Source organism: Demequina litorisediminis (assembly GCF_030161615.1).
In the GTDB taxonomy this organism is placed as follows: Bacteria; Actinomycetota; Actinomycetes; order Actinomycetales; family Demequinaceae; genus Demequina; species Demequina litorisediminis.
Genome location: NZ_BSUN01000001.1, coordinates 326,496 through 338,042, shown reverse-complemented (window position 1 = coordinate 338,042; position 11,547 = coordinate 326,496). Strand labels below are relative to the sequence as shown.

Below are 11,547 nucleotides of genomic sequence, written 5' to 3'. Positions count from 1 at the left end.
CCGCGGGCAGGCTCAGCGCCGTGCGTCTCACCGACGGCACCGAGGCCCTCACCGACCTGCTGGTCATGTGCGCGGGCACCATCCCCGAGGCGGCGCTCGCGCGTCGCGCGGGTCTGCCGTGCGACAGGGGCATCCTCGTGGGCGGCGACCTCGCAAGCCTCATCGACCCGCACGTCTACGCGATCGGCGACTGCGCGCAGCCTCCCGAGGGAGGTTCCGGGCTGGTCGCGCAGGGCTGGGAGCAAGCATCGCGCCTGGTGGACGCGCTCAGCGGCGCGTCGGTGCCGGTACGCAAGCCCTCCGACGACGATGGCGACCCGACGGCGATCGTGCGCGTCAAGGCACTCGGCCTCGACGTGGTCACGATGGGGCTGTCGGGCAAGTTTGACCACGGCGAGCGCGAGCCTGCGCGCCGTACGGATGGCCGATCCCAGCATCGGCCGCTTCGTCGAGGTCGTCGTGTCTCACGGGCTGCTGGTCGGCGCCACGGTGGTGGGCGACAAGGAGTGCGCGTCGCGCCTGTCCGCCATGTACACCCGCATGATGCCGGTGCCCGCGGACCCCGCCCACCTCATCGTGCGCCCCCTTGCCGCCGCGCCACCTGCCGCCGCGACGGCCGTAGAAGACATGGACGACGACGCGACGGTGTGCCAGTGCAACACCGTGTCCAAGGGAGCCATCTGCGCCGCCATCGCGGACGGATGCTCCAGCGTCGACGCCGTCGCCAAGGCGACCAGGGCATCGACCGGATGCGGCGACTGCCGTTCACAGGTCGCGCGCCTCATCGAAGCGACCCCCACCACGAAGGTTCCCGCGCTCGCGGGGTGAGGAGGAACATCATGACCGAAACCCAGCAGGTGGTCGTTGTCGGAGGCGGCATGGTTGCCCATCGCTTCACCGAGGCGATGCGCGCGCGTGACGTAGATGGCCGCTACGCCGTCACCGTCCTCGCGGAGGAGCCGCGCGCCCCGTACGACAGGGTGGCGCTGACCACTACTTCACCGGCAAGGACCCCGACGACCTCGCCCTTGGCGACCCGGCGCTGTGGGACGACGCGCTCGTGACGCTCCGCCGTGACGCGAAGGCGGTGCGTATCGACCGCGAGGCGCGCGAGGTCATGGACGCCCACGGCGTGGTGCACCCGTACGACCACCTGGTGATGGCGACCGGCTCCTACGCCTGGGCGCCGCCGGTGAAGGAGCCGACCTCCCCGGCGTGTTCGTGTACCGCACCATCGACGACGTGGCGGCCCTGCGCATCTACGTGGAGCGGCGTCGCAAGGAACTGGGGCGCACGGTGCGTGGCGCCGTCATCGGCGGCGGACTGCTCGGCCTCGAGGCGGCCGGCGCCCTGCAGGAACTCGGTGCCACCTCGACGGTGATTCAGTTCTCCGACCGCCTGATGAACCTCCAGGTCGACGAGGGCGGCGGCCAGGCGCTCAGCAGGCTCATCGAGAACATGGGCGTGAAGGTGCGGTGCAACACTGCCACCGACGCCATCAAGCCCGACAAGCACGGCCACGTGGGTTCCCTCAAGTTCGCGGACAAGGGCGAGCAGGTGGTGGACGTGGTCGTCTTCGCCACCGGCGTGCGACCGCGCGACGAACTCGCACGCGACATGGGGCTCGAGATCGGCGCTCGCGGCGGCATCGTCGTCGACGACACCTGCCTCACCGAGGACCCCGCCATCAGCGCCATCGGCGAGGTGGCCTGCATCCAGGGTGCGTGCATCGGCCTCATCGCGCCGGGCAACACCATGGCCGAGATCGCCGTCGACCGGCTCCTGGGAGGTTCCTCCACGTTCCCCGGAGCGGACACCGCTGCCAAGGCGAAGGCTCCTCGGAGTCGACGTGGCGAGCTTTGGCGACGCCTTCGCGACCACGCCCGGTGCGCTCGAGCTCACCTACGCGGACCCGGTGGCGGGCGTTTACAAGAAGGCTCGTCGTGACGGACGACGCCCGCACCCTGTTGGGCGGCATCCTCGTGGGCGACGCGTCCGCGTACGCGAGCCTGCGGCCCCTGGTGGGCGCCGAGGCTCGGCGGCGACCCCGCGGCGTGGTTGCTCCCGGAGGGTTCCATCGAACGCCCCAACGTGGAGGCTCCCCGACGAGGCATCGGTGTGCTCATGCAACAACGTCACCGCGGGCGCCATCCGGCACGCGGTCACCGACCAGGGCTGCCACGACCTGGGCGAGGTGAAGGCCTGCACCAAGGCCGGCACCTCGTGCGGCTCGTGCCTGCCGCTTGTGAAGAAGATTGTGGGAGGCGAGCTCGAGAAGTCCGGCATCGAACTCTCGTCCGCCCTGTGCGAGCACATCGACATGTCGCGCGCCCAACTGTTCAACGCCATCCAGGTCGCCGGCGTCACCACCTTCTCCGAGGTGATCGAGCGCTTCGGCACGGGGCGCGGCTGCGACATCTGCAAGCCGACCATCGGCTCGATCCTCGCGTCGCTCTACAACGAGCACGTGCTCGCCGCGGATCGTGCCGCCCTGCAGGACACGAATGACCGTGTCATGGCCAACATGCAGAAGGACGGCACGTACTCCGTGGTGCCCCGCGTCCCGGGCGGCGAGATCCTTCCCGAGCACCTGATCCTGATCGGCCAGATTGCTCAGGACTACGGGCTGTATACGAAGATCACGGGCGGCCAGCGCATCGACCTGTTCGGCGCCAGGCTCGAGCAGTTACCGAGCATCTGGGCACGGTTGGTGGACGCCGGGATGGAGTCGGGCCACGCGTACGGCAAGTCGCTGCGTACCGTGAAGTCCTGCGTGGGGTCCACCTGGTGCCGCTACGGCGTGCAGGACTCGGTGGGGATGGCGATCGCCCTCGAGCCAGGTATCGCGGCCTGCGCAGCCCCCACAAGATCGCCTGGGAGTCTCCGGCTGTGCCCGCGAGTGCGCGGAGGCCCGTGGCAAGGACGTGGGCGTCATCGCGACGGACAACGGCTGGAACATCTACGTCGGCGGCAACGGCGGCTTCACGCCCAAGCACGCACAGCCTGCTGGTCGAGGACGTGGACGATGAGACGGTGTTCCGCCTCGTCGACCGCTACCTCATGTACTACATCCGCACCGCCGACCGCCTGCAGCGCACCGCGCCATGGCAGGAGGAGCACGAGGGCGGGCTCGAGGCCATCAGGGCCGTCATCATGGACGACTCGCTTGGCATCTGCGCGGACCTTGACGCGCACATGGCGCGCCACATCGACGCCTACGAGGACGAATGGAAGGCGGTCCTTGGCGATCCCGAGCGCCTCAAGCAGTTCACGAGCTTCGTCAACGCGCCCGAGGAGCCCGATCCCACCCTCGCCTATGTGGAGCAGCGCGGCCAACGCCGCCCCGCCAACGAGTCGGAGCGCCGCGGCGGCGCCGTCCTTATTGCACCGAGCCGGCTGGAGGTGCGGTCATGACCGCAGTGCGCCACGACAGCATCGAGACCGCGGCGACCACGAGGATCGAGGTGTGCGCCTACGACAGGCTCACTCCCGACCTGGGCGTCGCCGCGCTGATCCATGGCATCCAGGTGGCGATCTTTCGGCTCGCCGATGGCACGGTCCACGCGGTGCAGAACCTTGACCCGTTCTCGGGGGCCTCGGTGATGAGTCGTGGCATCACGGGGTCGCGGGGCGGCGAGCCCACCATCGCCTCACCGATCTATAAGCAGGTCTTCTCGCTGTTGACAGGCGAGTGCCTCGTGACGATGGACAAGGCTCCGCATGAGGGGTATGCGGCCGACCTCTCCGTCTACGCGGTGACGGTGGATAGCGGCACGGTCTATGTCGATGTGCCAGGCCCGATGTAGGGACAAGGTCACGGCCTTGGCGCCTCGGGCCGACCTACCCTCGAAGTACCAGGTCACGCGCGAAGGTCGCGCGGCGCACGCCGCGGTTCCCCGGACGCGTGAGGGCCAGGGGAGGAGGGGCGCCATGGGTGCCGAGAAGGTCGTCGTCGTCGGAGCAGGCATGGTCGCCCAGCGCTTCGTTCAGACATTGCGAGCGGCCGATGCCGAGGGCCGGTTCGAGGTCGAGGTCTTCGGCGAGGAAACCTACGCCCCGTACGACCGCGTCGCGCTCACCAGCCTTCTTCTCCAAGGCCGGACCGGAGGACCTCCTCCTTGGCGATCAGGCGCTCTGGGACGACCCCGCGGTAACGCTGCGGCGAGACACCCGCGTGGTGTCTCTGGATCGTGACGCCGCGACGGTGACCCTCGCCGACGGCTCGACCGTGCCGTACGACCAGGTGGTCATGGCCACGGGCTCCTCCGCGTGGGCTCCGCCGCTGCCTGGCATTGACCTGCCTGGCGTCTTCATGTACCGCACCCTCGATGACGTCGCGAAGATGCGCGACTGGGTGCGCGCCCGCCAGGCCGTGGTGGGACGCCCCGTGCGCGGCGCCGTCATCGGCGGAGGACTCTTGGGCCTCGAGGCCGCGGGCGCCCTCCAGTCCATGGGCGCCACCGCGACGGTCGTGGAGTTCGCCGACCGCCTCATGGCGCTCCAGGTCGACAAGTCCGGCGGCGAGGCGCTGAAGAGCCTCATCGAGCGCCTGGGAGTGAAGGTCCGCACCTCGATCGCCACCACAGAGGTGGTGGCCGATGCTGACGGCCGCGCGGGCACGCTGCGGTTCTCCGATGGCTCGGAGCAGGCTCGTGGACGTGGTCGTGTTCGCCACCGGCATCCGTCCCCGTGACGAGTTGGGTCGTGACGCGGGCCTCGCCGTGGGCGCGCGCGGGGGAATCGTCGTGGACGACGCCTGCCGCACGGCCGATCCGCGCGTTAGTGCCATCGGCGAGTGTGCGGCCGCGGCGGCTGACGGTCACCTGTCCGTCGGCCTCATCGCCCCCGGAAACACCATGGCCGACGTCACCGCGCGCCGCCTCCTCGGCGAGGACGGCGCCTACCTCGGCGCTGACACCGCCACCAGGCTCAAACTGCTGGGCGTGGACGTGGCCGCCTTCGGCGACGCGTTCGCCACCACTCCCGGCGCGCTCGAGGTCGTCTACTCCGACCCGTTCTCCGGCTCGTACAAGAAACTCGTCATGACGGACGACGCGTCGACACTGCTGGGCGGCATGTTCGTGGGAGATGCCAGCGCGTTCGCGTCGCTGCGGCCCATGGTCGGCGCCGAACTGCCCGGCGACCCGAGCCGTGGATTCTGCCCGAGGGTGCCGCCGCTCGCCCCGAGCTCGAGCTCCCCGACGAGGCCACGGTGTGCTCGTGCAACAACGTCACCGCCGGCACCATTCGCCACGCGGTCAACGAGGACGGCGTCCATGACCTCGGCGAACTGAAGTCCTGTACATCCGCTGGCACCGCGTGCGGCTCGTGCCTGCCGCTGGTCAAGAAGATCCTCACCACCGAGCCTCGGCAAGGCAGGCATCGAGGTATCGCAGGCCCTCTGCGAGCACTTCGAGATGTCCCGCGCCCAGTTGTTCTCCGCCATTCAGGTGGCGGGGCTCACCACGTTCTCCGAGATCATCGAGCGCTTCGGCACCGGCCACGGCTGCGACATCTGCAAGCCGACCATCGGTTCCATCCTCGCGTCGATCTACAACGGCCACGTGCTCGCGGAGGACCGTGCCGCCCTCCAGGACACCAACGACCGGGTCATGGCCAACATGCAGAAGGACGGCACCTACTCGGTGGTGCCCCGCATCCCCGGCGGTGAGATCACTCCCGAGAAGGCTCATGGTCATCGCGGAGGTCGCCAAGGACTTCGGGCTTTACACGAAGATCACGGGCGGCCAGCGCATCGACCTGTTCGGCGCGCGCCTGGAGCAGCCTGCCGCAGATCTGGCAGCGACTCGTGGACGCGGGCATGGAATCCGGTCACGCATACGGCAAGTCGCTGCGTACCGTGAAGTCCTGCGTGGGGTCCACATGGTGCCGCTACGGCGTCCAGGACTCCGTCGGCATGGCCATCCGCCTTGAGGAGCGCTACCGCGGTCTGCGCAGCCCCCACAAGATCAAGGTGGGCGTGTCCGGCTGTGCGCGCGAATGCGCGGAGGCTCGCGGCAAGGACGTGGGCGTCATCGCCACGGAGAAGGGCTGGAATGTCTACGTGGGTGGCAACGGCGGCTTTGCGCCGGTTCACGCCCAGGCTCCTCGTCGAGGATGCCGATGAGGATACCGTGATCCGCGCGATCGACCGCTACCTCATGCTCTACATCCGCACCGCGGACCGCCTGCAGCGCACCGCGCCGTGGCAGGCCGAGTACGAGGGTGGACTCGAGGCGATCCGCGAGGTGGTCCTTGAGGACTCCTCGGCATCTGCGCCGACCTCGACGCCCACATGGCCCACCACCTCGACACCTACGAGGACGAGTGGAAGGCCGTGCTCGACGACCCCGAGCGGCTCAAGCAGTTCACCAGCCTTCGTCAACGCCCCCGAGACCGCTGACCCCTCCCTCGCGTACGTCGAGGAGCGCGGCCAGCGTCGCCCCGCTACCCCCGCCGAGCGTGTCGCGCTCGTCGGCTCCGCATCCCTGGAGGAGATCCGATGACCACTCTGGCCCCCGCATCGGCCGTCCGCACCCCCGTGTGCGCGTACGACGACCTGACCCCTGACCTTGGTGTCGCCGCGCTTGTGGGCGACGTGCAGGTGGCGGTGTTCCGCCTCGACGACGGCTCCGTCCACGCCGTCCAGAACCTCGACCCGTTCTCCGAGGCTCACGTGATGAGCCGTGGCATCACCGGCTCGCGCGGCGATGTCCCCACCATCGCGTCGCCCATCTACAAGCAGGTGTTCTCCCTCGTGACGGGCGAATGCCTTGTCACGATGGATAAGACGCCGCGGCCGGGACACGCCGCCGACTTGGCCGTCTACCCCGTGACCGTCGACAATGGCCAGGTGATCATCGACCTGGTAGGTAGTGAATGACAGCACTGTTCGGTCTCGACCTGCGTGGGAGGCGCGTGGTCGTAGCGGGCGGTGGCTCTGTCTCCGCGCGGCGAGTACGCCGCTTCGTCTCCGAAGGCGCCCTCGTGACCGTGGTGGCGCCTCGCATCGATGATGACCTCGAGCGTCATGCGCTTCACGGCGACGTCACGCTCGTGCGCCGCGGCATCGAGCCCGCGGACCTCGACGACGCCTGGTTTGTGCTGGCGGCGACCGACGACAAGGCGCTCAACGACCAGATTGCGCGGTGGGCGTCCGAGCGGCGCCTGTGGTGCATCGACGCGTCGGATGCCTCCAAGGGCTCGGCGCGCCAGGCGGCCGTGAGTCGTCACGGCGAGGTCACCATCGGCGTGCTGTCCACCGGTGCCCCGGACCCCGGCCGTATTCGCAAGGTACGTGACCAGATTGCCGCGCGCCTCGACGCAGGCGACCTCGACATGCGACGCGAGCGGGCTGGCGCGGGACGCGTCATCCTCGTGGGCTCGGGCCCCGGCGACCCTGGCCTCATCACGGTGCGCGGCAGGCAGGCCCTTGCCGAGGCCGATGCGGTCGTGACCGACCGCCTCGGAGCCACCGAGCCTGCTGGTGACGGTGCCGTACGACGTTGAGGTCATCAACGTGGGCAAGAGCCCCACCAAGCATCCCGTGCCGCAGCACGAGATCAATCGGATCCTCGTGTCGCTCGCGCGCGAGGGCAAGACGGTGGTGCGTCTCAAGGGCGGGGACCCCTACGTCTTTGGACGGGGTGGCGAAGAGGTGCATGCGTGCCTTGAGGCGGGGATCGACGTCGAGGTGGTTCCTGGAGTGACCTCCGCGCTGTCCGTCCCGGCGCTCGCGGGGATTCCGGTCACCCAACGTGGCGTCGCGACGTCGCTGCTGGTCACCACGGGTCACGCGGGTGCCGACGCGGCCGCCGTGGCCGCCATGGCGTCGGGAGCCACCGTGGTCTTCCTCATGGGAGTGAAGGCATTGCCGGGAATTGTCGAGGCCGCGCAAGGGGCGGGATGCGCCGCCACAACCCCGGTGGCGATCATCGAGAATGGGACAACCTCACGGGAGCGTGTCACGCGCGGCACTCTTGCCGACATCAGCCGTATCGCGAGGGAAACAGGGGTGAAACCTCCGGCGATTATCGTCGTGGGCGACGTCGCACGACCCGGCCTGCTGGCTTCAGCGGTCGCCGCGACGCCTGATCCGAAGGGGGACTGAATGACCGACGCGGGGGAGCCTTTGACCGGCTGCGTGATGGTCATCACGGCGGATCGACGCAAGCGCGAGTTGGCGTCGGCGCTGGAAAGGCGCGGCGCCTCCGTTCGCCACGCCGCTGCCCTGAGCACCATTCCGCATCTTGATGACGCGCTCTTGATCGAGAACACGCGTGCCGTCATCGCGAACCCGCCCGATGTGGTGGTCGCCACCACGGGCATCGGCTTTCGAGGGTGGGTTGAGGCGGCCGATGCCGCCGGACTCGCCGAGGACCTTCTCGCCGCAATGCGTGGTGCGCGCCTCATCGCGCGCGGCCCCAAGGCCCGTGGTGCCATCCAGCAGCAGGGGCTCGAAGCGGATTGGGTCGCCGAGTCGGAAACTGCCGCCGAACTCCGTGACTACCTCCTCGCCGAGGGCGTCGATGGCTTGCGGATCGCGGTCCAGCATCACGGCAACGGCTCGGACGGGCTCGATGAGGCCTTCACGACGGCCGGCGCCACGGTGCAGTCGCTGGTCGTGTACGGCTGGGGTGCCCCCACGGATCCGGTCCCACACCGCCAGATGATCGCCGCGGCGGCCGACGGCTGTGTGGACGCCGTTCTGTTTACGTCCGCGCCGGGAGCCAGCGCCTGGCTCGCCGGGGTCGAGGAGGTGGGGGTCTTGGCGCCCATCGCCGCCCGCGCCGCGACGGGTGACCTGGTGCTTGCCTGCGTGGGCCCGGTGACGGCCGCACCGCTGATCGAGGCGGGGCTCACGGCCCACTGGCCGGACCGCTGGCGCCTCGGGGCGCTGGTCCGTGAGCTCGTGAAGCACTACAGCGAGAACACCGCAGCGATCCCCACCCCCGACGGCGGCCTCGTGATGCGGGCGACGTCAGCGATCCTCGACGGCAGAGTGCTGCCGCTGACCCCCACGGGTCTGGAGATTCTTCGCGCGCTCGCGGCGGCGCGCGGCAACGTGCTCACTCGCGAGCAACTCGGAGAGTTGCTGCCAGGGGCGCAGGCAGGGCCGCATGCGGTCGAGGCCGCGATCAACCGCCTCAGAGAGAACGCCGGGTCCCGCGCCCTGGTGCGCACGGTGGTCAAGCGCGGCTACGCGTTGGCGGTGACCGCATGACCTCTCCGATCCTGATCGCCTGCGGGCACGGCACCCGGTCCGCCGAGGGGCGTGCCACCATGAGCGGCGTCGTGGACGAACTCCGTGCCGCCACGGGGCTGGATGTGCGCGAGGCGTACGTCGACGTCCATGGCCCTGACCTCGCCGATGTGGTAGCCGAGGTGCCGCACGGCGACGGCGTCTCCGCCATCGTGGTGCCGCTGCTGCTGGCGGGCGGCTATCACGTGTATGTCGACATCGCGAACGCGGTGGCGGACCGCGCCGACGTCCTCTCGGCCCATGCGCTCGGGCCGGACGGCAGGCTGCTCGACATCGTTCACCAGCGTCTCGAAGAGGCGGGTGTGCCCGAGGACGCGACCGTGGTCCTCGCGGCCGCCGGGTCTTCCGATCCCCGTAGTCAGGCCGATACGGCCGCGGCGGCGGAGTTGTTGCGACAGCGGTGGGGCGGCCCCGTCCGTGTGGGCTTCGCCGCAGGCCTCAAGCCTTCCGTCGCGGACGCGGTCGCGGATGCGCGCGTCAACGGCGAAGATGGGGTGGTGGCCGTGGCGTCCTACCTACTTGCTCCGGGACTCTTCCAACGCCGCCTCGAGGAGGCGGGCGCCGACTTCGTGACCCCGCCGCTTGCGCCGCATCCCACGTTGCTCGAGATTGTCGCGGACCGATTTGCCGATGTCCTCCAGCCCTGACGCTTTCGCCCGCCAGCGTGGCCTGAGCGGCTTTGGCGACGACGGTCAGCGAGCGCTTGCTGACGCGAGCATCGTGGTGGTGGGTGCGGGCGGCCTGGGTTGTCCCGCAGCGCTGTACCTTGCTGCCGCTGGCGTGGGCTCGCTGACCCTGATCGATTCCGATCACGTGAGCGTCACCAACTTGCACCGGCAGATCCTCTATGGACCCGATGACGTGGGACGCCTCAAGGTGGACGCTGCGGCGCAGGTGCTCGGGCGCGTGGCGCCGGGAGTCACGGTACGACCCGTGAGCGAGAGGCTCACCGAGGCGAACGTACGCGACCTGCTCGCCGGCCATGACGTGGTGGTGGACGCGACCGACACGATGCCGGTGCGCCGAATCATCGAGGCCACCGCCCACGGCTGGGGGATCCCGGTGGCCTGGGGTGCCGTCGCCGGCTGGCATGGCCAGGTCACCGTCTTCGACGGGCGATACCGGCTCGATGACGTTTTTCCCGGTCCCGACCCGTTCGACCTCGAGACGTGTGACGGCGGCCCCGTCCTCGGAACCGTGTGTGGGCAGGTGGGCACCGCGATGGCGTCTGAGGCGGTGCGCCTGGCCGCGCGGGTCGGCGGCTCCCTTGCGGGCACCCTCGCTATCGTCGATGGCAGGACGGGGCGGTGGCGGGACGTCACCCTCACCCCCGTCACTCAGCCCTGACTCGTTCCTCCTGGAGGTGACATGCGCCCCCTTGCCGAGCACATCGCCGAGGCCGTCTCGTTGGTGTCCGAGGCTCCCCGTCGAGCGCGTGTCACTGATCGACGGCATGGACCGGGTGTTGGCCGAGGACGTGGTGGCCACCGTCGATGGGCCCGCGTTCGATAACTCTGCGATGGACGGCTACGCCGTCCGCACCGCGGAGGCCGTGGCGGGGCGGACGCTGCCGGTGAGCGGCGACATTCCCGCGGGGCCCGGACTTCCCGCGCCCCTGGCGCCGGGGACGACCATGCGCATCATGACCGGGGCGCCGCTGCCTCAGGGCGCCGATGCGGTGGTACCCGTGGAGGCGACCGACGGCGGAGTGGAGCGGGTCACGTTCGCCGAGAGTGCGGTGGCCGGTGCCCATGTGCGCCGTCGCGGCGAGGACGTCCGCGTCGGTGACGTGGTGGTGGCGGCGGGGGTCCTGCTCGGCTCGTGGCAACTGTCCGCGGCCGCGTCGGTCGGTGCCGTGGAGATCGCTGTGCGTCGGAAGCCCAGGATCGCGGTGTTGGCCACCGGAGACGAGTTGGTGCCTCCTGGAACCGTGCCCGGACCAGGGCAGATCATCGATTCGAACTCGACGCTGCTGGCCGCCCTGGTCAAGGGGGCGGGTGGCGTGCCGGTGGTGCTGCCCCGTGCTGGCGATACGCCGGAGGCGGTGATCGCGGCCCTCGATGGCGTGGACGCGGACCTCATCGTGACCGCAGGCGGGGCGTCGGTGGGGGCCTACGATCCGGTCAAGGCGGCGCTTGCTGATCGTGGCGTGAGCTTTCGGGCGGTCGCGATGCAGCCGGGCAAGCCTCAAGGCATCGGCACGGTCCAGGGCATCCCTATCGCGTGCCTTCCTGGCAACCCCGTCTCGGTCGCGGTGACGTTCTCCGTGGTGGTGGGAGCCATGG

Annotated in this window: 8 protein-coding genes and 4 pseudogenes; all 12 read left to right on the top strand. The window is 69.8% G+C overall.

From position 1 onward, the window contains the following. Positions 1–65 precede the first annotated feature (65 nt). Positions 66–164, top strand: a pseudogene (locus QQK48_RS02100) (hypothetical protein); the annotation flags it as partial. A gap of 145 nt (positions 165–309) precedes the next feature. Further along, positions 310–828 carry a (2Fe-2S)-binding protein gene (locus tag QQK48_RS18730; protein WP_348523734.1) on the top strand — a complete coding sequence of 173 codons (519 nt, stop codon included), beginning with the start codon at positions 310–312 and terminating at the stop codon, positions 826–828. Positions 829–839: 11 nt separating this feature from the next. After that, positions 840–3,414: pseudogene (gene nirB, locus QQK48_RS02090) on the top strand (nitrite reductase large subunit NirB). Then, positions 3,411–3,806: a nitrite reductase small subunit NirD gene (gene nirD / locus QQK48_RS02085; protein ID WP_284327326.1), complete on the top strand. Its 396-nt coding sequence runs from the start codon at positions 3,411–3,413 to the stop codon at positions 3,804–3,806. Before nirB (QQK48_RS02090) ends, nirD (QQK48_RS02085) begins: the two are co-directional and overlap by 4 nt. A gap of 124 nt (positions 3,807–3,930) precedes the next feature. Continuing rightward, positions 3,931–6,506 (top strand): annotated as a pseudogene (gene nirB / locus QQK48_RS02080) (nitrite reductase large subunit NirB). After that, positions 6,503–6,883 (top strand): nitrite reductase small subunit NirD, encoded by a 381-nt coding sequence (gene nirD / locus QQK48_RS02075; protein WP_284327325.1) that lies wholly within the window; start codon positions 6,503–6,505, stop codon positions 6,881–6,883. Before nirB (QQK48_RS02080) ends, nirD (QQK48_RS02075) begins: the two are co-directional and overlap by 4 nt. Further along, positions 6,880–7,509 (top strand): precorrin-2 dehydrogenase/sirohydrochlorin ferrochelatase family protein, encoded by a 630-nt coding sequence (locus QQK48_RS18725; RefSeq protein WP_348523385.1) that lies wholly within the window; start codon positions 6,880–6,882, stop codon positions 7,507–7,509. The genes nirD (QQK48_RS02075) and QQK48_RS18725 overlap by 4 nt, the downstream gene beginning before the upstream one ends. Then, positions 7,493–8,110, top strand: a complete 618-nt coding sequence (gene cobA / locus QQK48_RS18720) for a uroporphyrinogen-III C-methyltransferase (protein ID WP_348523384.1) — start codon at positions 7,493–7,495, stop codon at positions 8,108–8,110. Before QQK48_RS18725 ends, cobA begins: the two co-directional genes overlap by 17 nt. After that, entirely contained in the window at positions 8,111–9,223 is a 1,113-nt protein-coding gene (locus tag QQK48_RS02065; protein WP_284327324.1) for a uroporphyrinogen-III synthase, read from the top strand. Beyond that, positions 9,220–9,909, top strand: coding sequence for a sirohydrochlorin chelatase (locus QQK48_RS02060; RefSeq protein WP_284327323.1), 690 nt, complete (start codon positions 9,220–9,222; stop codon positions 9,907–9,909). Before QQK48_RS02065 ends, QQK48_RS02060 begins: the two co-directional genes overlap by 4 nt. Then, entirely contained in the window at positions 9,893–10,609 is a 717-nt protein-coding gene (locus QQK48_RS02055; RefSeq protein WP_284327322.1) for a HesA/MoeB/ThiF family protein, read from the top strand. The genes QQK48_RS02060 and QQK48_RS02055 overlap by 17 nt, the downstream gene beginning before the upstream one ends. Then, a pseudogene (locus tag QQK48_RS02050) lies at positions 10,554–11,477 on the top strand (molybdopterin molybdotransferase MoeA); the annotation flags it as partial. The gene QQK48_RS02055 and the pseudogene QQK48_RS02050, both read left to right, overlap by 56 nt. Between the last annotated feature and the right edge of the window lie 70 nt (positions 11,478–11,547).

Excerpts from the sequence above, each read along its gene's own strand:
- QQK48_RS18730 (WP_348523734.1), top strand. The coding sequence starts at position 310 with ATGGCGACCCGACGGCGATCGTGCGCGTCAAGGCACTCGGCCTCGACG.
- nirD (WP_284327326.1), top strand. The coding sequence starts at position 3,411 with ATGACCGCAGTGCGCCACGACAGCATCGAGACCGCGGCGACCACGAGG.
- nirD (WP_284327325.1), top strand. The coding sequence starts at position 6,503 with ATGACCACTCTGGCCCCCGCATCGGCCGTCCGCACCCCCGTGTGCGCG.
- QQK48_RS18725 (WP_348523385.1), top strand. The coding sequence starts at position 6,880 with ATGACAGCACTGTTCGGTCTCGACCTGCGTGGGAGGCGCGTGGTCGTA.
- QQK48_RS02065 (WP_284327324.1), top strand. The coding sequence starts at position 8,111 with ATGACCGACGCGGGGGAGCCTTTGACCGGCTGCGTGATGGTCATCACG.
- QQK48_RS02060 (WP_284327323.1), top strand. The coding sequence starts at position 9,220 with ATGACCTCTCCGATCCTGATCGCCTGCGGGCACGGCACCCGGTCCGCC.
- QQK48_RS02055 (WP_284327322.1), top strand. The coding sequence starts at position 9,893 with ATGTCCTCCAGCCCTGACGCTTTCGCCCGCCAGCGTGGCCTGAGCGGC.